At 59.6% G+C, this 23,131-nt stretch carries 20 protein-coding genes; 9 read left to right on the top strand and 11 right to left on the bottom strand.

What is annotated here, in order from left to right; genetic code table 11:
* Window positions 1-426: 426 nt before the first annotated feature.
* The 3 genes from ACOYW0_RS13265 to ACOYW0_RS13255 all read right to left on the bottom strand — a co-directional run bounded on the left by ACOYW0_RS13265 (window position 427) and on the right by ACOYW0_RS13255 (window position 4,503).
* Entirely contained in the window at window positions 427-1,638 is a 1,212-nt protein-coding gene (locus tag ACOYW0_RS13265; protein ID WP_482414348.1) for an aldo/keto reductase, read from the bottom strand.
* A gap of 195 nt (window positions 1,639-1,833) precedes the next feature.
* Window positions 1,834-3,051: a phosphoserine phosphatase SerB gene (gene serB, locus ACOYW0_RS13260; protein ID WP_482414347.1), complete on the bottom strand. Its 1,218-nt coding sequence runs from the start codon at window positions 3,049-3,051 to the stop codon at window positions 1,834-1,836.
* Window positions 3,052-3,165: 114 nt separating this feature from the next.
* Complete coding sequence (locus tag ACOYW0_RS13255) at window positions 3,166-4,503, bottom strand: radical SAM protein (RefSeq protein WP_482414346.1); 1,338 nt, start codon at window positions 4,501-4,503, stop codon at window positions 3,166-3,168.
* A 305-nt stretch (window positions 4,504-4,808) separates the two neighbouring features.
* Here ACOYW0_RS13255 and ACOYW0_RS13250 point away from each other — a divergent pair, with 305 nt between their 5' ends.
* Together ACOYW0_RS13250 and ACOYW0_RS13245 are read left to right on the top strand one after the other, a co-directional pair.
* Complete coding sequence (locus ACOYW0_RS13250) at window positions 4,809-5,642, top strand: class I SAM-dependent methyltransferase (RefSeq protein ID WP_482414345.1); 834 nt, start codon at window positions 4,809-4,811, stop codon at window positions 5,640-5,642.
* A 105-nt stretch (window positions 5,643-5,747) separates the two neighbouring features.
* Window positions 5,748-6,197, top strand: a complete 450-nt coding sequence (locus ACOYW0_RS13245; protein WP_482414344.1) for a CBS domain-containing protein — start codon at window positions 5,748-5,750, stop codon at window positions 6,195-6,197.
* Between the two features lie 111 nt (window positions 6,198-6,308).
* On the opposite strand, the gene ACOYW0_RS13240 is transcribed toward ACOYW0_RS13245, so the two are convergent.
* Window positions 6,309-7,490 carry a thiolase family protein gene (locus tag ACOYW0_RS13240; protein WP_482414343.1) on the bottom strand — a complete coding sequence of 394 codons (1,182 nt, stop codon included), beginning with the start codon at window positions 7,488-7,490 and terminating at the stop codon, window positions 6,309-6,311.
* Window positions 7,491-7,641: 151 nt separating this feature from the next.
* The gene (locus ACOYW0_RS13235; protein ID WP_180138897.1) at window positions 7,642-10,053 is read right to left on the bottom strand and encodes a 3-hydroxyacyl-CoA dehydrogenase/enoyl-CoA hydratase family protein; all 2,412 of its coding nucleotides are present in this window, start codon (window positions 10,051-10,053) and stop codon (window positions 7,642-7,644) included.
* A gap of 469 nt (window positions 10,054-10,522) precedes the next feature.
* Here ACOYW0_RS13235 and ACOYW0_RS13230 point away from each other — a divergent pair, with 469 nt between their 5' ends.
* The 6 genes from ACOYW0_RS13230 to ACOYW0_RS13205 all read left to right on the top strand — a co-directional run bounded on the left by ACOYW0_RS13230 (window position 10,523) and on the right by ACOYW0_RS13205 (window position 16,111).
* A complete protein-coding gene (locus ACOYW0_RS13230; protein ID WP_482414342.1) occupies window positions 10,523-11,587 on the top strand; it encodes a prenyltransferase/squalene oxidase repeat-containing protein in 1,065 nt (354 codons plus the stop codon).
* A 40-nt stretch (window positions 11,588-11,627) separates the two neighbouring features.
* A complete protein-coding gene (locus ACOYW0_RS13225; protein WP_482414341.1) occupies window positions 11,628-12,350 on the top strand; it encodes an acyltransferase in 723 nt (240 codons plus the stop codon).
* 192 nt (window positions 12,351-12,542) lie between these two features.
* On the top strand, window positions 12,543-12,938 hold the full coding sequence (locus ACOYW0_RS13220) for a hypothetical protein (RefSeq protein WP_482414340.1): 396 nt from the start codon (window positions 12,543-12,545) through the stop codon (window positions 12,936-12,938).
* 18 nt (window positions 12,939-12,956) lie between these two features.
* Complete coding sequence (locus tag ACOYW0_RS13215) at window positions 12,957-13,850, top strand: DUF1848 family protein (protein ID WP_482414339.1); 894 nt, start codon at window positions 12,957-12,959, stop codon at window positions 13,848-13,850.
* A gap of 68 nt (window positions 13,851-13,918) precedes the next feature.
* Entirely contained in the window at window positions 13,919-14,935 is a 1,017-nt protein-coding gene (gene dusB, locus ACOYW0_RS13210) for a tRNA dihydrouridine synthase DusB (RefSeq protein WP_482414338.1), read from the top strand.
* Between the two features lie 438 nt (window positions 14,936-15,373).
* Entirely contained in the window at window positions 15,374-16,111 is a 738-nt protein-coding gene (locus ACOYW0_RS13205; RefSeq protein WP_482414337.1) for a hypothetical protein, read from the top strand.
* A gap of 101 nt (window positions 16,112-16,212) precedes the next feature.
* Here ACOYW0_RS13205 and ACOYW0_RS13200 read toward each other — a convergent pair whose 3' ends face one another.
* The 5 genes from ACOYW0_RS13200 to hisI all read right to left on the bottom strand — a co-directional run bounded on the left by ACOYW0_RS13200 (window position 16,213) and on the right by hisI (window position 19,795).
* Complete coding sequence (locus ACOYW0_RS13200; protein WP_180138886.1) at window positions 16,213-16,512, bottom strand: HNH endonuclease; 300 nt, start codon at window positions 16,510-16,512, stop codon at window positions 16,213-16,215.
* 2 nt (window positions 16,513-16,514) lie between these two features.
* Window positions 16,515-17,414 carry a GTPase Era gene (gene era / locus ACOYW0_RS13195; protein ID WP_482414336.1) on the bottom strand — a complete coding sequence of 300 codons (900 nt, stop codon included), beginning with the start codon at window positions 17,412-17,414 and terminating at the stop codon, window positions 16,515-16,517.
* A gap of 12 nt (window positions 17,415-17,426) precedes the next feature.
* On the bottom strand, window positions 17,427-18,035 hold the full coding sequence (yihA, locus tag ACOYW0_RS13190; protein WP_482414335.1) for a ribosome biogenesis GTP-binding protein YihA/YsxC: 609 nt from the start codon (window positions 18,033-18,035) through the stop codon (window positions 17,427-17,429).
* A 244-nt stretch (window positions 18,036-18,279) separates the two neighbouring features.
* The gene (hisG, locus tag ACOYW0_RS13185) at window positions 18,280-19,161 is read right to left on the bottom strand and encodes an ATP phosphoribosyltransferase (protein WP_482414334.1); all 882 of its coding nucleotides are present in this window, start codon (window positions 19,159-19,161) and stop codon (window positions 18,280-18,282) included.
* Between the two features lie 184 nt (window positions 19,162-19,345).
* Window positions 19,346-19,795: a phosphoribosyl-AMP cyclohydrolase gene (gene hisI, locus ACOYW0_RS13180; RefSeq protein WP_482414333.1), complete on the bottom strand. Its 450-nt coding sequence runs from the start codon at window positions 19,793-19,795 to the stop codon at window positions 19,346-19,348.
* A gap of 544 nt (window positions 19,796-20,339) precedes the next feature.
* Between hisI and ACOYW0_RS13175 the strand changes: the two genes are divergently transcribed.
* A complete protein-coding gene (locus ACOYW0_RS13175) occupies window positions 20,340-22,589 on the top strand; it encodes a penicillin-binding protein 1A (protein WP_482414332.1) in 2,250 nt (749 codons plus the stop codon).
* Here the strand turns inward: ACOYW0_RS13175 and ACOYW0_RS13170 are convergent.
* Window positions 22,573-23,064 (bottom strand): 2-thiouracil desulfurase family protein, encoded by a 492-nt coding sequence (locus tag ACOYW0_RS13170; protein WP_482414331.1) that lies wholly within the window; start codon window positions 23,062-23,064, stop codon window positions 22,573-22,575. The genes ACOYW0_RS13175 and ACOYW0_RS13170 overlap by 17 nt on opposite strands.
* Window positions 23,065-23,131: the final 67 nt, after the last annotated feature.

The raw sequence follows: 23,131 nt of genomic DNA, 5'->3' as shown, positions 1-23,131 counted from the left end.
AAGACCGTCCCCATCCCAACGGGTTCGGATTGGCCTTTGCCCATCCTACGCACCTTCGGCATATCCACCACGGTCGCCCTGTGACATCCGTAGGATGGGCAAAGCGAAGCGTGCCCATCTTTGCTCGGTGAACCCGCACCACCCAAAATCCATAACATCCCGACATGGTCACCGTCACTACACGCGATGGGCACGGCACCAAGAGAATCGCCATGCCAACGGCTACGGCCTTGCCTTTGCCCATCCTACGCACCTTCGGCATATCCACCACGGCCGCCCTGTGACATCCGTAGGATGGGCAAAGCGGAGCGTGCCCATCTTTATTTCATACGCGATGGGCACGGCGCCAAAACCACCGCCATGCCAACGGCTACGGCCTTGCCTTTGCCCATCCTACGCATCTTCGGCTTATCGCCACAGGTCGCTTTAATCAGCCGATTTCAACCCCATCATCTTCCTGGCCGCGGCCAGACGCTCTGGCAGGTGCTCGTCTTCCAGCTCGTCCACCAGCTCGGAGAGGACTTCGGGGATGTCGATGTGCTGGGGGCATTTATCCAGGCACTCCCCGCACTGGACGCACTGGGAGGCGTAGCCCGTGCCGCCGGGCCTCAGGACGCCGCCCAGGCGAAGGGCGTAGAGAAACTTTCCTTCCTCTTTCTTTCCGAACAGGTGCACCTTGTTGAACACTTCAAAGGCCGCAGGGATCATGACCCCGACCGGGCAGGGCATGCAGTACCCGCAGCCGGTGCAGCCCACGCGCATGATCTCATGGTAGGTGTCGGCCACCCGGTTCACCAGCTCGCACTCTTCCGGGGTCAGGGAACCGGGCAGGGCGATCTCTGCGATGGCAAGGTTCTCCTTGATGTGGGCTTCGTCGTTCATGCCCGAAAGGACCACCGTCACCTCGGGGCGGTTCCAGACCCACTGCAGGGCCCAGGCCACGGGCGTGCGGGAGACCGGCGCCTCGTCCCAGATCTTTTGGATGGCCGGAGGCGCCTCGGGGGCCCCTAAGTTCCCGCCCCGCAAGGGCTCCATGATGATCACACCCAGGTTCTTTGCGGCCGCGTATTCCAGACCTTCGGTGCCGGCCTGGTTCTCCTGGTCCAGAAAATTGTACTGGATCTGGCAAAAGGTCCAGGGGTAGGCGTCCACAATGCATTTGAAATCCTCCACGCTGCCGTGGAATGAGAACCCTGCGTTCTTGATTCTGCCATCGGCAAGGGCCGTATCCATGAAATCGATAACACCCAGGCTCTCCAGCTTGTCCCAGCTTTTGCCGTCCAGGGCATGGAGAAGGTAATAATCGATGCAGTCCACCCCGAGCTTGTCCAGCTGGGTGTTCAGGTACGTGTCCATCTCCCCGCGGGTGTTGACCAACCAGGAGGGCAGCTTGGTGGCGACCTTCACCTTGTCCCGGTAGCCGTCTTTCAGGGCACGGCCCAGGATGGTCTCGCTCTGGCCGCCGTGGTAAGGCCAGGCCGTATCCAGATAGTTGACGCCGCTGTCCACGGCAGACCGGATCTGCCGGATGGCCCGGTCCTCATCCACCTGTCCCTCTTCGGTCATGGGCAGGCGCATGGCCCCGAACCCCAGGGCGGACAGCCTGTCGCCCGTTTGCGGAACATGCCTGTACTGCATGGTTTCTCTCCTTTCTCATCGGTGTGATAGGGGGGGAAAAGCTTGCAATCAACGAGTATCCCGTGAATGGCCACCGGTGGTCAACCGATGCAGCATAAAGGCCCTCCCATACCCGTTATATAATAAAAAACCCCGCCGCTTTTGTAGCACATCAAAGCGACGGGGCCTCTTGTTCACGTGTTTCGTCGGGGCGGATCAGATAAGGGTATCCCGATCTCTAACGCCCACCAGATACAAAATACTGTCGAGGCCAAGGGTGGAGATGGACTGGCGGGCGCCCTGTTTCACCACGGGTTTGGCGTGGAAGGCGATGCCGAGGCCTGCCAGGTTCAGCATGGGCAGGTCGTTGGCCCCGTCACCCACGGCAATAACCTGCTGGAGGTTGATCTCCTCTTTTTTGGCGAGCATCTGGAGGAGTTCGGCCTTTTTGGCGGCATCCACGATGTCCCCCACCACCTTGCCGGTGAGTTTGCCCTCCTTGATCTCCAGCTCGTTGGCGTAGACGTAGTCCACGCCCAGCTTTTTCTGGAGGATCCGGCCGAAATAGGTAAAGCCCCCGGAGAGGATGGCGGTCTTGTAGCCGAACTGGCGGAGGTTGGCGATGAGGCGCTCGGCCCCGTCGGTCATGGGGATTCGCTCGGCCACTTTCTGCATGCTCTCTTCTGAGAGCCCTTCCAGAAGCCCCAGCCTGCGCCGCAAGCTCTCCTTGAAATCGATTTCGCCCCGCATGGCCGATTCGGTGATGGCGGCCACCTTCTCCCCTACTCCGGCTTCGGCAGCCAATTCGTCGATGACCTCGGCCTGGATGAGGGTGGAATCCATGTCAAAGGCCACCATGCGGCGATTTCGCCTGTAGGGGGTCTCCTCCTGCAGGGCGATGTCGATGCCCAGGCGAGAGGTGATCTCCAGGAATTTTTTGCGGATTCCCTCCAGCTCGTCGGGGGTGCCGCGCAGGGAGAGTTCGATGCAGACGGGCTTTTCGGTCTTCTCCACGTCGGTCAGGGGCATGCGGCCGGACAAACGGGTCACCCCGTTGATGTTGAGCCCGCTCTCGGCCAGGACCCGGGTCACCTCGGCCATGTGCACGGCCGTGACCTTGCGGCCCAGAAGGGTCACGATGTACCGCTTCTTGCCGGAGGCCGCCACCCAGTCCCGGTATCGGGCATCGGAGATGGGCCGAAATTTTACGTTGATGTCCAGATCGTGGGCCGCAAAAAGCACCTCTTTGACGATGGGTGCCGCCTCATGCTTGACAGGAATCCGAATGAGAATACCCAATGAGAGATTATCGTGGATCACGGTCTGGCCCATGTCCAGGATCTCCACATCGTATTCAGCCAGAATACCTGTCATTTGTGCGGCAAGGCCGGGCTTGTCCTGGCCGTAGATATGGATCATGATCAATTCGTGCATGCTGGGCTCCGATGGGGATGATACGTCACGGGTTGTTTGGATGAAATTATTGTTTCAGACGGCGCATTATATAGCATTCCTGAGAGGGTATGAAAAGGTGCGATGCGTCCTAATTTAAAGTCTCTGGATCAGGTAAACATAGGCGGGAAGCCCGCTTGCTTCCTTGATCTCGTGGAACATGGGCAGCACCTCTTCGCGGCGCTGGGTCTCCACCAGGGGCGAAAGATAGACGCAGCCCTTGGCCCCCTCTTCCCGGGAAACCGACCCCAGAAGCGCCATGATGGACGCGTGATGGGCCTTGGAAAAAGTGGTGCCCAGAAGAAAATTGGCGGTGACGTTCACCGACGGGTAGCGGGCGTTCACCGCCACCATTTTGTGCAGGGCCTCGGTGACCATGGCCGCGGTAATGGGCTTGCCGAGCATCTTCAGGGTGTCGTCGTCCGCAGACTCCAGGCCCAGGTTGATGTAAACGGTGCAGGGCAACGCCTCAAGGGCCTTGAAGGTCTCCTCCCCGGCCTTGGAAAACGAGGCGCAGCTCCCGAAGAGAAACACCGAGGGAGGGCCCCCTTTGGATGGTCCGAAGCCAAAGGCCTCACAGGCGGTCTGCGCAGCGTGGGCCACCCGCTCTCCACCCGCGGCCAGGGCGTCGTGGTCTCCCAGGAACAGGGCGTTAAAATTTTGGAGGCTTGAGCCGTAGTACCCCTTCAGGGCCTCGATCTGGGCGGTGATCTCCTCGTCGCTCCTGGGGGCAAAGGGTGCCCGGGATTTCACCGAGCAGAAGCGGCACTTGTAGAGGCAACCGTCGGCGATGTTCAGGGGAATCACCTCGTAGTCCGCATGGCGGGTGTCCGGGGGCAAAACGCTCACCCGGCCGCCGATGATGCGGTGCAGGTCTTCGGCCCGCCGGATCAGGGCCGAGTCGTCGTTGGCCTCGATGACCCCCTCCACAAAGGCGCGCATCTCAGGGGCCAGCCCCTCAAGGGAGGTGGTGCAGAGGGTCCCGTAGACCTGGGACCAGGCGGAAAAAGCCCGGGCAATGCCCGGCTCCGTGTACGGGGTCACCTCCCGGATGGCGTTGCTCTCGTAGGAGAGGCAGGGCAGGTAGTCCTCCCCCACCCAGTCCTTCACCCGGCCCTGGCCCCTGTCCAGCCCCACGGAGTAGTAAACCCAGTCGTTGCCCCAGCTCCGCTTCAGCCACTCCCAGGGATGGGGCCAGGCCCGCGTCAGACCGCGCATGTAGCGGATCTCTCCGGTGGGGTTGAAGTGAAAGGCAAACTCCCGGCTCCGGATCTCGCCATAGAGCCCGAAACGCGCCGGGTAGGTCCCCTTGGCCGTGGGAATGGCCCCCCTGGTGTTGATAATCACCACCAGGTTCCCCAGGCAGCAGGAGCTCATCTCTTCATCGTCCATTACCGATTCCGGCTGTTGATTCAAATCCGTGGTCACCGTCATGAACTCTCTCTCCTAACGGGGCTGTTCATACATTAAGGGGATAAATAACGCACCAACCATACAAGAGATTGACATGTCCATCCACCACATTTATAGTCAGCGGATCATGAAAACCATCTAAGACATATCCCCTTCTCTCTATTTGGGACGCGCGGTGGCCAAGGCCCGGGACCGGTGAGGTGCGCCTTTGCGACAGAGCCCCCGCCTTTTTTTTACGCGCCGCCCCTCCTGCACCGTATGTCATCTTCAACATAAGACAATTCCGGCACCGCTCCGTCAAAGGACGGCCGGACCATGAGGTTTTCATGAACATCAAGCAACTCATCGACGCATCCAAAAAGCCCGAACTCTACGCCCCTGCTACAGCCACCATGTGGGACGACCCGTACATCGGGGCCCGGCTCCTTGAAACCCACCTGAGCCAGGCCACAGACCTCGCAAGCAGAAAAGAGTCGACCATCACGGACACGGTAAACTGGATTCTGGGTCAGGCCCCGGACAAACCCCTTAACATTCTGGACCTGGGCTGCGGCCCCGGCCTCTACTGCGACAAGCTGGCCCGACTCGGCCACAGGCTCACCGGAATGGACATCTCCGCCACCTCCATCAAATATGCCCGGCAAGCGGCCCGGAGAAGCGGGCTGGAGATCTCCTACCTGAACCAAAACTACCTGGAGCTGGACCATGACAGCCGATACGACCTCATCATCATGATCTTTTGTGATTTTGGGGTCCTGACACCTTCACAGCAGAACCGCCTCCTTGCAAAGATCCACCGGGCCCTGGTGCCGGGCGGGGTCTTTGTCTTTGACGTCATGAACGAAGGAGTTCTCGCCACCCTTCCCGAGCCGCAATGGGAAGCTTCGGACAAGGGATTCTGGAGGGACCGGCCCTACCTCGCCCTGTCCCGGTCCTTTTGCTATGAAGAGCAAGGGGTATGCCTCAGCCAGCATATCGTGGCGGATGAATCCGGCTCGGTGGATACCTACCGCTTCTGGACCCATACCTTCTCCCACGAAACGCTCCACCGCCTGCTGTCGGCCCGGGGGTTCCGAAACATCAGCTGCCATGACGGGCTCTTGCCCGACAGCGATGCCCACCGATCCCGTGACGTGACCTTCTGCGTCACCCGCAGGTAAGCTCCGGCGCATGTGCTACGGGAGTCATTGACAGATACAGGAGCCCAGGCCTAAACTAAGGAAAAGCAAGATAAGGAAACGTTGATACCGAAGGAAGGGCGGCCCATGAACATTTCAGAGATCATGTCCAAGCGAATCGTCACCGTGGAACTCGACGACACCCTGCGGGTCGTCCGGGATATCTTTGCCAACGTGGCCTTTCACAACCTGCTGGTGGTGGAGAACAAACGCCTCTACGGCGTCCTCTCCGACCGGGCCCTGCTCAAGGCCCTCAGCCCGAACCTGGGCACTGCCGCAGAAACTCAGGAAGACCGGGCCACCCTGAACAAGAAGGTGCACCAGGTGATGAGCCGCGAGCCCATCACCCTGCCCCGGAATGCTTCGGTGCGGGATGCCGTGCGCCTGTTCAACACCGAGACCATCACCTGCATCCCGGTTGTGGACGACGACAACCGGCCCGTGGGCATCATCAGCTGGCGAGACATCATCAAGATGCTGGGGGCCATGATCGAAGAAAAATCCAAAAAGCACCGCTGTCCCCACGCCCGCGGGTAAAAGCCCGCCACACGCCATACCTTAAATCAGATAAAAAAAAGGGCCGCCTCGCACAAGCGAGACGGCCCTTATAACTTGCAATCAACGGATCTCCCTGAAGGGAGGCATCAATTAGAAGCCTTCAACCCTTTCGAAGATGGCGCATGCGCCCATACCGCCGCCGATACACATGGAGACGATACCGTACTTGCCACCGGTACGCTCCAGGTTGGCAATGAGGGTAGCGGTGAGCTTGGCACCGGTACAACCCAGGGGGTGACCCAGGGCGATGGCGCCGCCGTTGAGGTTGATCTTGGACTCGTCGAGGCCCAGCTCTTTGATGCAGTGCAGGGACTGGGTAGCAAAAGCTTCGTTAAGCTCGATGACGTCGATGTCTTCAACCTTAAGGCCAGCTTTTTTCAGAGCCTTGGGAATGGCGTACTTGGGACCAACACCCATTTCGTCGGACTTGCAACCGGCTACGGCGTAAGTCACGAGCTTTGCAAGGGGCTTGAGGCCGAGACGCTCGCATGCTTCCTTGCTGGCAAGGAGGGTAGCGGCAGCGCCGTCAGTGGTCTGGGAAGAGTTGGCTGCGGTAGCCACGCCACCGGCTTTGAAGGGGGAGTTCAGTCGAGCGATCCCTTCAACGGTGGTGCCGGCGCGAACGCCGTCGTCTTTTTCGACCATGAAGGTCTCTTTCTTGAAGGTACCGTCAGCCTGCTCAACAAATTTGTATGCGGGAACGGGTACGATCTCGGTGAAGTAGCCTTTCTCCTGAGCTTCAACCGCCTTGTTTACGGAGCGAACTGCGAACTCATCGCACTCCTGACGGGTGATGCCGTAACGGTCAGCCACGTTCTCAGCAGTTACACCCATGGAGATGTAAGCCTCGGGCTTGACTGCGGAGAATTCAGGGTGAGGGCGGGGAGTGTGACCACCCATGGGAACGTAGGTCATGGACTCAAGACCGGCACCCATGGTGAGATCAGACCAACCGGCCTGGATACGAAGGGAGGCCAGGGCGATGGCTTCGATGCCGGAAGCACAGAAGCGGTTCACGGTGGCACCGGACACTTCGTCGGGGAAGCCAGCCATCTGGGCTGCGACACGGGCAACGTTAAGGCCCTGCTCACCTTCGGGGAAGGCGCAACCGCACATGACGTCGTCGATCTCGAGGGGATCAACCCCTGCTTTTTCGACACAAGACTTCATGATAAAGGAGAGGAGGTCCTCAGGACGGGTCTCCTTGAACTGACCCCTCTTATTCTTACAACCAGGCGTTCTCACTGACTGGACGATGTATGCATCTCTCATGTTCTATTCCTCCATTTTCCTGATGCCCTCTTTTCCTGCATCCGCCGGAGTGAGGCACAGGGCGGGCGACCCGCCCTGTGCGTCACGGCGTGATGCATGTACTCTTCACAGGCATCGAAATTGAACGTAAGGCTATTGGCCAACCCGGCTATTAGTTACGGAGAGGTTTGCCGGTTTTCAGCATGTGCGCGATACGGGCAACGCTCTTCTCTTCCTTGAGGAAGTCGATGAAGGCTTCACGCTCGAGCTTGAGAATGGCTTCTTCGCTCACTTCGGTGCCGGACTTCACGTCGCCGCCTGCGATAACGTAGGCGATACGCTTGGCCAGCATGGCGTCATGCTCTGACAGGAACCCACCGTTGAGCATGTTGAAGATCTCTGCGTTGACCATGCCGTAACCTTCGCGGCCGATGACGCGGACTTTCTTCTTCATGGGGGGTGCGTATCCGTCTTCCACCATACGCAGGACCTCTTTCTTGGCTTCGCCGATGAGGAGATCGCGGTTCATGACGATGCGGTCCTTGGTGGGAGAGAGGTGACCGTTTGCAACGGCGCCTGCAGCACTCATGGAGACTGCCGCCATGGCGATCTTCATGAAGGTGGGGATGAAGAGCTTGGCAAGGTCGGTGTCTTTGTCGGTACCTGCGGGAAGAGAGGTGATGTACTTCTTCCAGAGGTTAAGGCAACCGCCGCCTGCGGGCAGGAGGCCAACACCGATCTCAACGAGGCCCATGTACAGCTCGGAGTGGGCAACGATCTTGTCAGCAGAGAGGCACACTTCGCAACCGCCGCCGAGGGTCATGCCGTAGGGGGCAGCCACAACGGGGAAGGAAGAGTACAGGCCGCGGAGCATACCCATCTGGCCTTTTTCGAGGAAGGCGTCGAGCTCGTCGTAAGCCTTGTCTTCTGCTTTCTTGAGAACGAAGGCGAGGTCTGCACCGGCGGAGAACGCACCGGGCATGCCACCGGCCTGGTTACCGATAACAAGGCCTACACCGTGCTCATCTACGTAATCCAGGGCGCCGCCCATGAAGTCGATGATTTCGCCGTTGAGGGCGTTCATCTTGGTGGTGAACTCGAGGCAGTAAACGCCGTCACCGATGTCAACGAGAGAAGCAGAGGGGCAAGAGAGAGCCACTTTGCCGTCTGCCTTGGCAGCAGCCAGGGACAGAGCGGAAGCTGACAGGGGTACGTCTACGTAAGCAGCCTTGTCGAAATCGTAGTACTGGGGAATACCCTTTTCTACGCGGTAGAAGCTCTCAACGCCTGCGTCGAGCATGGCTTTTACTTTGGCGGAGACGGGGAGCCCTTCGGCTTCCATCTTCTCAACGGACTTGCGTACGCCGATGGCATCCCAGGCTTCGAAGGGACCTACATCCCAGCCGTAGCCCCACTTCATGGCGTTGTCGATCTCAACCAGGGAGTCGGCAATCTCGGGAATGCGGTTGCCACAGTAAGTCATGGCGTTGGCGGTGCACTTCCAGACAAACTTGGCGCCTTTGTCGTCGCCGTACACGATGGCCTGCATCTTCTCTGCGGGGGTAGCGGCCTTTTTGGCAGCGTCCAGGCAGGGGAAAGAGGGCTTCTCGATGTCGATGTACTCGCCGGTGGCGGGGTCAAGCTGCTTCTTGAAGCGCTTGCCGTTCTCGTCACGGCCTTTCTTGTAGAAGCCTTCCTTGGTCTTGTTGCCCAGCTTGTTGTCGGCGAGCATCTTCTTAACGAAGTCGGGGACAACAACGGTGTCGCGCATTTCGTCGTCGGGGCAGAGCTCGTAGGAGTTGTCGGCGACGTGAACCATGGTGTCGAGACCTACCATGTCGGCGGTGCCGAAGATGGCGGTACGGGGACGACCCATTGCGGGACCGAGCAGTGCGTCGGCTTCGGCCATGGTGATGTCGTCTTCAACAACGGCCTGGAGTACGCGGCCGATGCCCTGGATACCGATACGGTTACCGATGAAGTTGGGGGTATCCTTGGCCCAGACAATCCCTTTACCAAGGTATACTTCGCCGAAGTTGGCGATGAAGTCGAGGACTTCCTGCTTGGTCTCCGCTCCGGGGATGAGCTCCAGAAGGTGCATGTAGCGGACGGGGTTGAAGAAGTGAGTGCCGAGGAAGTGCTCTTTGAAACCTGCGGAGAGGCCGTCAGAGATCTTGGCAAGGGGAATACCGGAGGTGTTGGAGCTGATGATGGCATCGGCTTTTCTCACCTTGTCGATACGAGCGAAGAGTTCCTGCTTGATCTTCAGGTTCTCTACAACCACTTCGCAGATCCAGTCGCAATCGGCGAGCTTGTCGAAGTCGTCGGTCAGGTTGCCGGTCTCGATGAGAGCAGCGTCCTTCTTGGTCATGAACAGAGACGGCTTGGCAGCCAGAGTGGCTTTCAGACCGTTGTCTACCATGCGGTTACGTGCCGCAGGGTCGTTCTTTTCCTCATCGGTGAGGTCAAAGGGGACGATGTCCAAAAGGAGCACCTTCACGCCTGCAGCAGCCAAGAGAGCTGCGATGCCGCCGCCCATGATCCCGGACCCGATCACTGCAGCTTTTCTGATTTTTCTACTCATAATTCCCTCCTGTGCATAATAAATTACAATCACGCCATGAAATGAATGATCGTTCAATTTATATATTGACAGTGAATGTTGTAACAGACCGATTATTTGTATGTCAAGAGAAAACAAGTCTCTTTCAATTGCCTCTTACCAGGACATGCATAGGCCTTAATATATGACCTTTTACAAGTTTTTTTCTCCCTTTTAATCGCTTCGGCACATACTTTGTATACATACCATTTAAGTCAATGATACCAGGTGAATGAAACATCATTCAACAACCGCTTCCCGGACAAAGAAACCCCGGGTAACCCTCCCACTTCAATCCGGATATCCAAGTTCCCCCTTGATTCCGACACCCCCTTCTGCTAAACATCATCGGTATATTTTACCAATCGGTACAACACCCTGATCTGAGGGACCCGGACCCGACCGGAACCCCTTTGCAGAGCAGATGAGCTGGGAAAGTGAGGTGGCGTTCATGGAGTTTAAAAGATTGGACAAGGACAGGGTGGCGACCCTGGATCTGGAATCGGTGGCAGCCTCCATCGTCCGGACCCAACTCCCCTCGGGCGAGATTCCCTGGAGCGACGGAGACAAGACCGACCCCTGGGATCACGTGGAATCGGCCATGGGCCTGTCCGTGGGCGGCCACATCGCTGAGGCGCGCAAGGCCTTTGCCTGGCTGGCCGCCATGCAGCTGGACGACGGAAGCTGGTATGCCTCCTATAAGAAAGGTGTGCCCGAGGACCAAACCCACGACTCCAACATGAGCAGCTATGTGGCCGTGGGGGTTTACCACCATTTCCTTATTACAAAGGACCGTCAGTTCCTCGCCGATTACTGGCCCACCCTGAAACGGGGCCTCGACTTTGCCCTCTCCCTGCAGGCACCCGGCGGTGAGATCCACTGGGCAACCAGCCCGGACGGGGAAGTGGACCCCATGGCCCTGCTTACGGGCTCCAGCTCCATTTTCATGAGCCTCAAGTGCGGGCTGGCCATCGCCCGCGAGCTGGGCCACGACATGCCCAGCTGGTCCGAAGGCCTCCGCCGCGTTCGGGAAGCCATCCGCACCCGGCCCCACTCCTTCAACGTCACCAAGTCCCGCTTCTCCATGGACTGGTTCTACCCCATCCTCTCCGGCGCCCTCACCGGGGCCGAGGCCCAGAAGCGGCTGGACAAATACTGGAAAAAATTCGTCGTAGAGGGCCAGGGGGTGCGGTGCGTCTCCGACGAGCCCTGGGTTACCGTTGCCGAGACCGCCGAGTTCATCCTCGCCCTGTCCGCCATGGGCCACAGGGACAAGGCAGAGATCATCTTTGACTGGATCAAGGACTCCCGATTTGACGACGGCTCCTACTGGTGCGGCTACACCTTCCCGGACATGGTGATCTGGCCCGAAGAGAAGCTCTCGTGGACCAACGGTGTGATGCTCATGGCGGCCGACGCCCTTTTTGACCTGACCCCGGCCGGGCGGCTCTTCTCCCATGACTTCTGGGCATCCCACGAGGCCCTGGCAGGCGAGAGCCTTGCCGAATGCCTGTAACCGAATAGAATCAACCCCACACTGCGCCGGGACGTTTGACGTGAAAAAAGACCACAGACCCTATTGGCTGAAACGCCTCTACATCCTGTTTCAGAAATACTATGCAAACCGATACATCCGCCCCCAGCTCGACTTCATGGGCCGGGGCGGCGCCTATATGAAACCCTGGCACCTGGAACTCTTCGGCGGCCCCGTCCGCATCGGCTCCTACCCCACGGTCATCGCCGCACCGGACCGAAAGGTGCGCCTCACCGTCTGGTCCGCCGACCCCGACGTCAAAGGCATCACCATCGGCGACTACTGCCTGGTCTGTCCGGGGGTACGCATCCTGGCCGCCTCGGAGATCACCATCGGCGAGAGCTGCATGATCGCCAGCGGCGCCTACATCACCGACTCGGACTGGCACGGGATCTACGACCGCAGCCTGCCCATCGGCAAGACCTGCCCGGTGATTCTGGAAGAGAACGTCTGGGTGGGGGACAGCGCCATCATCTGCAAAGGGGTGCGCGTGGGAAAAAACAGCATCATCGGCGCCGGAGCCGTGGTGGCCTCGGATATCCCGGCAAACGCCATCGCCGTGGGCAACCCGGCACGTGTCGTCAAGTACCTCGACCCCGACACCAAGCTCCGTACCCGGGGCGAATGGCTCTCAAATCCCGGCCAGCTGGCCCGGGAATTCGATATCATCGATCGGGATCAACTCCGCGGGAACTCCGTGATCGGATGGGTGCGAGCCCTTCTCTTTCCCCGCCCCGGGGACTGAAAAGCAGGCCTCGGACGGCCGGTGCCCCGCACCGAACAAGGCTGTTGTTCCCGACGCGGTATCCCATGAATACCAAAGAGCATCTTTTCGATTTCCAATTTGGCGAAAAAGGTGCATAATGCAATTTCGCAAAAAAGGGGCTTTTGCCTTTTTTTCATTGTAAAACACCCGGTTGGAAGCAAGGAGCGTGACATGTCCGGTAGCATGACGTTCGAAAAGGACATCGTACTGATCTATTACGAAGACACCCCCCTGGCCTTCGCTCGTATTGAGGAGATCTGGGAAGATGACAAACCCGATTGGTTCCACGTCAAGCTGCTCTTTCTGCAGATTCCCGTGCACTCGGCGACCTGGATCCTGAAGGGGGCGTACATCGATGGGGACGAATTCACCATGGGCGGCAAGCGCATGCGCCTCGAAAAAGTCGTCTGCCCCGAAGTGGACCAGGACGAGGAGTGGGACGACGAGCCCCTGACCGAGATGCAGGAAGTGCCCGCGATGGAGGAACACCTCGCCGTCAACGACGCCGAGCCGTCACCGCAACAGCCCGATGCCAAAGTGATTCAGTTCCCCTTCGGGAACAAGTAGCCCCTTTCGGAAAGGTGGATGGCAACACGCAGTTCCAAACGACACGTCCTCTCCGTTTCCCGGCGCAGCGATATCCCGGCCCACTACCTGGACTGGTTTATGGACTCCGTCGCAGCCGGAGAGGCCCTCGTTGATCACCCCTATACCGGTGAAACCCGGCGGGTTGCCCTCACCCCGGAGAGCGTTCATACCCTTGTGTTCTGGACAAAGGACATCGGCCCCTTCCTGAAAAGGGGCTGCGATGACAGCCTCCGGAAAAAAGGGTTCCACCTCTACTTCAACCTCACCGTCAACAGCACGGACAGACTTCTGGAGCCCGGCGTCCCCCCCCTGGACCGCCGCCTGGAGGCCATGGCCGAGCTCTGCCGTCGCGTGGGCCCGGACGCCGTGGTCTGGCGCTTTGACCCCATCTGCCACTACCGGGACGCAACCGGTACCCCCTGCGACAACCTCCACGATTTTTCCAGCATCGCAAAGGCGGCCCGCGACGCCGGGATCCGCCGCTGCATCACCAGCTTCGCGGATCTCTACCCCAAAGTGGTTCGCCGCTGCCGGGCCGCGGGAATCGAGTTGACGGATCCTCCCATCCATGAGAAAGTAGCCGTCGCTTTGCGCCTGAACCGGGAGCTGCAAGCCCTCGACATCGATCTGTTTACCTGCTGTGAGAACGCGCTCCAGGACGCCCTGCCCTTCGGCAGCGGCATCACGCCGTCCGCATGCATCCCCGGGCCGCTCCTGGCCGGGCTCTACGGGGGCGATCTCTCCCTTGCACGGGACTCGGGCCAGAGAAAAGAGGCCGGGTGCCGGTGCACCCAAAGCAAAGATATCGGCTCCTACACACGGCACCCCTGCCCCACGGGCTGCCTGTACTGCTACGCCAGTTCCGCGAAGGCTCCTGCCCCCAAGGCTTAAGGGACGGCGCATTCGCCCGCAAAAAACAAACGCCCGGGCAGGGTACGCCCGAACCATAGAGACGAGAGATGACACGTTTTACCATTGGAAACATCAAGCTGGACAGCCCCACGGTGATGGCCCCCCTGGCCGGCATCACCAACCTCCCCTTCCGCCTCATGGCCAAAGAGATGGGGGCCGGCCTCGTGGTCTCGGAGATGGTGAGCGCCAATGGCCTCATCTACGCATCGGAAAAGACCTACCGCCTCATGGACAGCCGCCCCGAAGAAAAGCCCCTGTCCATCCAGCTTTTCGGATCGGACCCGGCCATGATGGCCGAGGCGGCCCGACGCGTGGAGGCCGCAGGGGCCGAGATGATCGACATCAACTGCGGCTGCTCCGTCAAAAAGGTCCTCAAGACCGGCTCGGGCTCGGCCCTCATGGGCGAACCCGCCCTGGCCAGAGAGATCTTCAAGGCCGTCAGGGACGCCATCACCATCCCCCTCACCGTCAAGATGCGCTCCGGCTGGGACGCCTCCGGGGACGACGCCCTGCTTTTGGCACGGTTTGCCGAAGAGGCGGGAGTCGATGCCGTGGCGGTGCACCCGCGCACCGCAAAGCAGGGCTTTCGCGGTCATTCGGACTGGTCCGTCATCAAGCGGATCAAGGAGGCCATGGGCATCCCTGTCATCGGCAACGGCGACATCCTCACCCCGGAGGACGCCCTTCGCATGTTCGAAACCACCGGCTGCGACGCGGTGATGATCGGACGGGCCGCCATCGGCGATCCGGCCCTGTTCAAACGCATCAACGCCCTGTTATCCGGGGATATCGTAAAACCGTCACTGGTTGACCACTTCGCCATGATGGAGCGATACTTCACCGACACCCTCGACTACTTTACCGATGAATTTATCGCCTGCAAGACCATGCGAAGCCGCCTGGGATGGTTTGTCAAAGGCCTGCCCGGATGCAGCAGTTTCAGGAAAAGGGCCGTTACCCTGTCAACGCGGGAAGAAGGGCTCTCCCTCATCCGTTCCTATAAGGAGAAACTCTGCCACGGCGAGATGCATGAAAAGGTGGTGGCCACCGGACTCTTCGATTAACAACAGCCCCGTTTAACGGGGCTGTTCGCGATTTACCTCCTCATTTTCTCCCTTCTTTTTTCTAATATACCTTATCAAAACGTACCCTCTGCGAATACTCATCACTTCCTAATAATCGCCTAAAAAACGATTCCGTTTGACACCATGAGAAATATCTGTTACCAAAAAAAATCCGCATAAAAAGAGAATTGTCGCCCCAGAAGGGACGGCAAACGTTCCCGGACGACATGCCCATCCCATGGTGAGTTTGCCGATAAAGGAATGATTTATCACCGCAATTTTTATGACGGCGCCACCCCGGAGCCACCCGATGCCTGCCTTGATCGCACGCCGGGCGACCCCGCATCGGTAACACATATTTCGCCGATTCACATGACGCCGAGCAACATCTTTTGCCATAGGAGTTGCGCACCATCACCAGGCACAGGAGTATTTTTCATGAGCGATTTTCTCCAATCCATTCGCAACCAGTCCAAAGACAAGCGATACCAGCACAACCACCAGTCACGCCGTCCCTACGATCACAACAACGGCGGTCACTCCAATCACCACCACAATCAGCAGAACCATCACAACAACCAGCAGCAGTACCAGAACAATCAGAACAACAGCAACAACTACCACAACCACCATCGCAACAATAACGACAACCAGAACAACTACCACCGGAACAACGACAACCGGCGGTACCACCAGCGGCCCCGCAACGACTACGCCCAGAAGGATGAAAACCTCGGCCTCATCAAAGACCTCCTGGAGACCATGGTGACCCAGCAGAACCAGGCCATGGAGATCCACGAGCGCAGAGCCATCGCCGAAGAGCGCAAGGCCGAGGCCATCGAAGAGATCGCAAGCATCATCAGTTCCCTTGCAGGGGCCGAATTCCCCACCATCGACAAGGTTGTCTCCGGCATCGACGCCGTGGCGCGTGAGTACGAGGACGAGCTGGGCCTTGTGGACGAAGAGCCCATGGACGACCTCCCCGAGCAGGAAGCAGCCCCGGCCGCCGAGATGTCCAAGGACGAAATCATCGGCATGATCCACAAAATGCGTGCCCAGGGCTCCACCTACAACGAAGTGGCCGCCCACCTCACCGAGCTGGGCCTGCCCACCTTCTCCGGTCGCGGCAAATGGCACGCCCAGACCATCCATCGGCTCTGCCAGCAGGAAGGCTAAAGACCTCCGCCCCCAGACAAAAAAAGGCCGGTCCCCTGGAATCATCCAGGTACCGGCCTTTTTTATTCGTCTTTACGCCATGGGGAGTGATCCGCGTCGTTTTACACGCTGCTTTTTTTCACACCCTCCAGCCACGCGTCCCACTCCATGGGCAGCAGCTGTTTCTTCTTGGTGTTGCATGTCTTGCAGCAGGGCACCACATTGCCCTTGGTACTCATTCCGCCCCGGGCCACGGGAACCACATGGTCCATGGTGAGCTCCGCCGGTTTCACCGGCTGCTCGCACCAGTGGCACACGCCCTTGGCGCAGCGGCGCTTCCACCACTGGCTCTGGCGAAGCTCCCGCGCCTTTCGCCGCTCTCGCTTGATGTGCGCTTCATCGGCACCAATAAACCAGTCCATCGCTAAATTCCCAGGCGTCGAATGGCCTTGGTGTCCTTGCACCAGTTCTTCTCCACACGGACAAAGAGCTTAAGGAAAACCTTTTTGCCCACCATCTCTTCGATGGCTTTTCTCGCCTCCTCGCCGATGGCCTTGAGCTTGGTGCCCTTTTTGCCGATGATGATCCCCTTCTGGGAATCACGCTCCACGTGGATGGTGGCCTCCACGTGCACGAGCTTCTTCTCCCGGGTGAAGGTGTCCACGGTAACAGCCGTGGAGTAGGGAATCTCCTGGCCGGTGAGGCGAAAGATCTTTTCCCGGACCATCTCCGCCACAAAGAAGCGCTCGGGCAAGTCGGTGATGACGTCTTCGGGGTAGAAGGGAGGGCCCTCGGGCATGATCTTTGCGATCTCCGAGAGCAGGGAATCCACCTGGTCTCCGTGCTTGGCGGACAGGGGGATGATGGCATGAAAGTCGTGGATGCCTCGCCACTTTTCGATGTGGGCCAGAACCTCGGGCTTCTTGATGCGGTCCACCTTGTTGAGGGCCAGGATCACGGGCCGGTTCACCTTCTTGAGCTGGCCCACGAGGTAGGCGTCCGACTCCTCGTCGGGCTCATGGACGTCGGTCATGAAGACCACCACGTCCACGTCGCCCAGGGCGGTGAGGGCCACATCCACCATGCGCACGTTCAGGGCGCGGTTGGACTTGTGCACCCCGGGGGTGTCCACAAAGACAAGCTGCATCTCTTCCCGGTGCACCACGCCGAGGATGCGGTGACGCGTGGTCTGGGGCTTTCGGGAGGTGATGGAGAGCTTTTCCCCCAGCAGCTTGTTCATCAGCGTCGATTTGCCTGCGTTGGGCGCACCCACCAGGGCCACGAAGCCGCTTTTAAATCCGTTGAAATCGTGTGTGTTTTCCATATGGGTGGTCCCTTACTCCTGGTCCATGGGGGCCGAAGGCGGCGCGATCAACTCGGTAATGGCCTGCCAGACCTCGTCTCTGCCGCTTCGCGTCAGGGCGGAAAAAACGATCATCTCGCGGCTCTTCAGCCCCAGCTCCTTGGCAATGCGCGACACATTGCTCTGCCGCTTGTTGTTGGAAAATTTATCGGCCTTGGTCAGCACCACCCGAAAGGGGATGCCGTGGGCCCGGAACCACTCGATGAGGTTGAACTCATCCTCCCGGGGCGACCGCCGGATGTCGATGAGGAGCAGCGCCCCTTTCAGGGAACGGCGCTCGGCCAGGTAGCGTTCCACCATGGGGCCCCACTCGCGCACCACGCGCTTGGGTGCCTTGGCATACCCGTAACCGGGCAGGTCCACAAAGGTGATCTCATCGTTGATGTCAAAAAAGTTCACCAGCTGGGTCCGCCCGGGGGTGGAGCTGGTCTTCACCAGGCGCTTGCGGTTCACCAGCACGTTGATCAGGGAGGATTTCCCCACGTTGGAGCGGCCTGCAAAGGCGATCTCCGGGAGCCGGAGCTCGGGGTATTGATCCGCCTTCACCGCGCTGGTCACAAACTCGGCTGACAGGATTTTCATGGTCTGTTTCTTTCCCGGCGGCCCGTGCGCAGGTGCATCATGCCGCGGCGTCATAAACCGCAGAGCGTTAAGGCGCCACAGTTTCTGGTATACAACGAAAAGCCCGGGCCATACGGCTCCGGGCGTATATGTCAATCAGGTTCGGAGGACGGAAAACGTCTCTTTCTTCCGAATGGTTTCATACCCTTACCACAACCCCAAGGGCACTTGCCACAAAAAAGAGGCCTCCCGCCGCGGGAAGGGCTTATTTATTGATCACCTTGTTCAAGGGGTACTCAATGATCCCTTCGGCACCTTCCCTGAGGAGCTTGGGGATCAGGTCCCGCACGGTCCCTGAATCCACAACCGTCTCCACGGAGAGCCAGTCGCTCTGGTAGAGGTGGGCCACGGTGGGGGCGTGGAGGCTGGGCAACAGGCCCACCACGTTTTCCACATCCTCTTTGGAGACGTTCATCTTAAGCCCCACAAGCTTTCCGGCCACCAGAGCCCCTTTCAGGAGCATGGCCATCTCTTCAATCTTCTCTCGCTTGGCAGGATCCGCCCAGGCCGCGCGGTTGGCGATGAGCTGGGTGTTGGTCTGCATAAGCTCGTGGATCACCCGCAGGCCGTGGGCCTTGATGGTGCTCTCCGTCTCCGTGATCTCCACGATGGCATCTGCCAGGCCGGAGACCACCTTGGCCTCGGTGGCGCCCCAGGAGAACTTGACCTTCACGTCGATGCCCTTCTCGGCAAAGAACCGCTTGGTCACCCCCACCAGCTCCGTGGAGACGGTCTTGCCCTGGAGGTCTTCCAGGGTTTTAACCGGCGAGTCGTAGGCCACGGCCACCACCCACCGGGCGGGCTTGGCGCTCACCTTGGAGTAGACCAGGTCCGTCACCACGTGGACGTCGGACTGGTACTCGGCGATCCAGTCCCTGCCGGTGAGCCCCACGTCCAGGGTGCCGTTTTCCACATTAAGGGCCATCTCCTGGGCCCGGCAAAGGGCACAGGTCATGGTGTCGTCGTTGATGTCGGGAAAGTAGCTTCGCCCGCTCACCGACACGTTCCAACCCGCTTTCTTAAAGAGGGCAAGGGTGGCCTCCTGGAGGCTGCCTTTGGGAAGTCCAAGTTTCAACTGCTCGTTCATACACACTCCATGCATGAAGGCTTCGTCAAACCACCGAAGACTTCGGTCTGTGCCCGGCTCGCGGCAAACGGCCATACACCAACATCAAAGGCCCCCGCCCGGCCGGGCGTTGATCACCAAATCGTGTGGTCGCCTCCGTCTTCTATCCCCATAGAGCATGGGCAGACCACGCCTTTTTTATCTCTTACTTCTTGTACACTTCGTCCGGGTCAAAGAGGGGCTCTCCGGTCACCACGAGCTCTTCCCCTTCCACCTTCCTGAAAAAGCAGCTCTTGTACCCCAGGTGGCAGGCGGCCCCGCCCTTCTGGACCACCTTGAGCAGAACGGTGTCTGCGTCGCAGTCGATGCGGATCTCCTTGACCATCTGCTCGTTGCCGGAGCTCTCGCCCTTGACCCAGAGCTTGCCCCGGGATCGGCTGAAGTAGGTGGCCTTTTTGGTCTCCACCGTGAGCTTAAAGGCCTCTTCGTTCATAAAGGCCACCATGAGAACGTCCCCGCTCTCCCAGTCCTGCACCACGGCCGGGAGAAGACCGTCAAATTTCGTGTAATCCAGTTCCACCATCACCTCGTCTCCTTCCACAGGTATCGTTTTCGCGCCGGGCGGCACACGCCCCCGCACATCACGCTGTTTCACACCAGAATCCGCCACGGATCGGCCCCGACGGTACGTGCCGTCACCGAAAGGACACCGCCCGGGGGCCCGGCCGGTTACGCGCCGCAGAGCCCCGGCGTCCGAGCCGGGCATGCTCCCTTGCCTAATCGCTGCCTGCCCCCTTGTCAATTGCTTTTTCATTCCCGCCCCTTGCATCGGGGTCCAATCCTTGATAGTTTTTTTCGATTGTACGACGACATCCCACAACGATCCCATGCCCTCCTCCCCCAGGGAAAGAGAGGCTGTATACAGTGGGGGGACAATGCCATGGCGCCAACACCCCCGATATCATTGCTAACAAAGAGATTGTCATGACCGATACCCCAGATCACCGCGACCCGAACACCACCGACGCCCCCCCCCTGAACCCACCCCCAGAAAGCGGCGTGTCCTGCGCTTTCTGCTGCGAGTTGCGCTCCTGGGGTTCTGTCTCGCCCTGGTTTCCGGTATTTCCATCTACCTCTACTTCAGCGCCGACCTGCCCAAAATCACCCAGCTGAAGGATTACAGGCCCCCCACGGTTACCGTGGTCACCTCGGACGACGGCCGCAAAATCGGGGAATTCTTCCGGGAGCGGCGCATTGTCATTCCCCTGTCCGAGATGCCCCCCCAGCTTCTCCAGGCCTTTGTCTCCGCCGAGGATGCGCGCTTTTACAAACACCGGGGCATTGACCTGTTCAGCATCATCCGGGCCTTCACCAAAAACCTCAAGGCCGGCGCCATTGTCCAGGGGGGCAGCACCATCACCCAGCAGGTGACCAAGTCCTTTTTCCTCACCCCGGCCCGGAACTACAAACGAAAGATCAAGGAAGCGATCCTGGCCTACCGGCTGGACAAGAGCTTCAGCAAAAACGAGGTGCTCTACCTCTACCTGAACCAGATCTACCTGGGCCACGGCGCCTACGGGGTGGAGGCCGCCGCGGAAAACTACTTCGGCAAGTCCGCCAAGGACCTGAACCTGGCCGAATGCGCCATCCTTGCAGGACTCCCCCAGGCCCCCAGCCGATACTCCCCCTTCCGCTATAAAGAGAGGGCCAAACAGCGGCAGATCTACGTCCTCAACCGCATGGTGGAGGAGGGCTACATCACCAACATCCAGGCCACCGAGGCCATGGCCACCCACCTGGACATCAAACCCAGGCGAAACTGGTACATCGAAAAGGTCCCCTGCTACACCGAGTACGTCCGACGCTACGTGGAGAAAAAATACGGTGCCGACGCCCTCTACGAAGGGGGCCTAAAGATCCAGACCGCCGTTAACATCGAGATGCAGAAGATCGCCCGGAAATCCGTCACCCAGGGCCTTGAGGCCCTGGACCGTCGCCAGGGTTACCGGGGCCCCCTGGGCCACCTCACCCCGGCCGAGGCCGAACAGACCGCCATCGACCTCGCCCGGGAGATGGAGGGCAAGACCATCTCCGACGGCACCATCTTAAAAGGGGTGGTGGAGAAGGTGGACGACAAAAGCGGTGAGGTACTGGTCCGATGCGGCAACCGACGCGGTGTCCTGCCCCTGGCCAACATGAAATGGGCCAGAAAACCCAACATCCACAGAGGCTACTGGGAAGACCGCATCAAAAATCCCTCGGAGGCCCTCACCCAGGGCGACCTCATCCTTGTCAAAATCGCAGGCAAATACGACGGCAAGGGCAAATGGGGAACCGAGAACCCCGGCACCGACACCCAGAGCCTCCTCAGCAAGTCGGAGCTCTGGTCCCTGGCCCTCCACCAGGACCCGGCCTCGGAGGCGGCCCTGCTCTCCATCGAGGCAGACACCGGATACGTCAAGGCCATGATCGGCGGGCGGGACTTCCAGAACAGCCAGTTTAACCGGGCCATCCAGTCCAGGCGGCAGCCGGGCTCCGCCTTCAAGCCCATTGTCTACGCCGCCGCCATCGACAAGGGGTACACCCCGGCCACGGTGATCATCGACTCCCCGGTGGTCTACCTGGATGAAGACCGGGACTTCACCTGGAAGCCCAACAACTACGAGCGCACCTTCCACGGCGCCACCCTGCTGCGGGAAGCCCTCACCAAGTCCATGAACATCATCACCATCAAGGTCTTGAAAGAAATCGGGGTGAACTACGCCATCGACTATTCCAGAAAGCTCGGCATCACCTCCCCCATCAACCAGGACCTCTCCATTGCCCTGGGGTCTTCCGGGGTTTCCCTTTTGGAGCTGGTGCGGGCCTACTCGGTCTTCACCAACCTGGGCTACCTGGTGGAACCCACCTTCATCACGCGCATCGAAGACCGGGACGGAAACGTCCTGGAAGAGGCCGTGCCCATCAAAAACCAGGCCATTGAGCCGTCCACCGCCTACCTCATGACAAGCCTTTTGAAAAGCGTGGTGGAAGAGGGCACGGGCAGGCGCGTGCGCAAGCTCGGACGCCCTGCCGCCGGCAAGACGGGCACCACCAACAACCTCTACGATGCCTGGTTCATGGGCTACACCCCCACCTACGTCACCGGGGTCTGGGTGGGCAACGACAAGAAAGCGCCCCTGGGCAAAAGCGAAACCGGCTCACGGGCCGCCAGCCCCATCTGGCTGAGCTTCATGAAGGGGATCCTCGCCGACAAACCCGTGAAGGTCTTTGAGGTGCCCGAAGGGGTGGTCTTTGCCAAGATCGACACCGAAACCGGGCTCCTGCCCGGCCCGGACACAAAAAAAACCCTCTTTGAATGCTTCAAAGAGGGCACCGTTCCCACCGAGCAGTCCCAGCCCCTCACCCGGGAGGCGGACCGCGACGAAATTTTTAAAGAGAACCTGTAAAGGCAGATTCCAGGGCATCAATCTCGGCCTCGCTGAAGACCCGGATGCCGTGCTGTTCAAGAAGGGCCGCGGTGACGCCGCGGCCCGGGATACGGGTGCCCTGAAAGCGCCCGTCGTAGATGAGGTGGCTCCCGCAGGAGGGGCTTCTCTCCTGGAGCAGAGCAAAGCGGATGCCCTTTTCCAGGCAAAAGGCCAGGGCCTTTCGGGCGCCGTCCACAAAGGCTTCGGTCACATCCTCCCCCTTCTCCGAGACAACGCGGGCCGTGCCGTCCAGCACGGCCTTTCCGCCCCCTTCACCGATGATCTCAGCCGGGTCCCGGGGGGTGACCAGCCCACCCTCCACCTCCGGACAGAACAAAACAGCCTTTCCCTCCGCCAGCCACTTTTTGAGCCGTTTGTCCACATCCTCCACGGGAATTCCGTTGTACCGAACGTTTTCTCCCGCCAGGCAGGCGCTGATCATCACATGAGGCATGTTTACTTTTCCTTCCATCCTTCTATATAATTGCCGAAACAAAACCATGCCCTTCACCCTGACGCAG

Source organism: Desulfoluna sp. HI9BLuna (assembly GCF_056829775.1).
This window is presented reverse-complemented; position numbering and strand designations above follow the sequence as displayed.

What these genes read in the sequence shown, in the direction of transcription:
- ACOYW0_RS13205 (WP_482414337.1), top strand. Translation starts at nt 15,374, where the DNA reads ATGAGCGATTTTCTCCAATCCATTCGCAACCAGTCCAAAGACAAGCGA.
- ACOYW0_RS13230 (WP_482414342.1), top strand. Translation starts at nt 10,523, where the DNA reads ATGGAGTTTAAAAGATTGGACAAGGACAGGGTGGCGACCCTGGATCTG.
- ACOYW0_RS13240 (WP_482414343.1), bottom strand. Translation starts at nt 7,490, where the DNA reads ATGAGAGATGCATACATCGTCCAGTCAGTGAGAACGCCTGGTTGTAAG.
- ACOYW0_RS13250 (WP_482414345.1), top strand. Translation starts at nt 4,809, where the DNA reads ATGAACATCAAGCAACTCATCGACGCATCCAAAAAGCCCGAACTCTAC.
- serB (WP_482414347.1), bottom strand. Translation starts at nt 3,051, where the DNA reads ATGCACGAATTGATCATGATCCATATCTACGGCCAGGACAAGCCCGGC.
- hisG (WP_482414334.1), bottom strand. Translation starts at nt 19,161, where the DNA reads ATGAACGAGCAGTTGAAACTTGGACTTCCCAAAGGCAGCCTCCAGGAG.
- yihA (WP_482414335.1), bottom strand. Translation starts at nt 18,035, where the DNA reads ATGAAAATCCTGTCAGCCGAGTTTGTGACCAGCGCGGTGAAGGCGGAT.
- ACOYW0_RS13200 (WP_180138886.1), bottom strand. Translation starts at nt 16,512, where the DNA reads ATGGACTGGTTTATTGGTGCCGATGAAGCGCACATCAAGCGAGAGCGG.
- ACOYW0_RS13170 (WP_482414331.1), bottom strand. Translation starts at nt 23,064, where the DNA reads ATGCCTCATGTGATGATCAGCGCCTGCCTGGCGGGAGAAAACGTTCGG.
- dusB (WP_482414338.1), top strand. Translation starts at nt 13,919, where the DNA reads ATGACACGTTTTACCATTGGAAACATCAAGCTGGACAGCCCCACGGTG.
- ACOYW0_RS13265 (WP_482414348.1), bottom strand. Translation starts at nt 1,638, where the DNA reads ATGCAGTACAGGCATGTTCCGCAAACGGGCGACAGGCTGTCCGCCCTG.
- ACOYW0_RS13215 (WP_482414339.1), top strand. Translation starts at nt 12,957, where the DNA reads ATGGCAACACGCAGTTCCAAACGACACGTCCTCTCCGTTTCCCGGCGC.
- ACOYW0_RS13255 (WP_482414346.1), bottom strand. Translation starts at nt 4,503, where the DNA reads ATGACGGTGACCACGGATTTGAATCAACAGCCGGAATCGGTAATGGAC.
- ACOYW0_RS13220 (WP_482414340.1), top strand. Translation starts at nt 12,543, where the DNA reads ATGTCCGGTAGCATGACGTTCGAAAAGGACATCGTACTGATCTATTAC.
- ACOYW0_RS13235 (WP_180138897.1), bottom strand. Translation starts at nt 10,053, where the DNA reads ATGAGTAGAAAAATCAGAAAAGCTGCAGTGATCGGGTCCGGGATCATG.
- era (WP_482414336.1), bottom strand. Translation starts at nt 17,414, where the DNA reads ATGGAAAACACACACGATTTCAACGGATTTAAAAGCGGCTTCGTGGCC.
- ACOYW0_RS13245 (WP_482414344.1), top strand. Translation starts at nt 5,748, where the DNA reads ATGAACATTTCAGAGATCATGTCCAAGCGAATCGTCACCGTGGAACTC.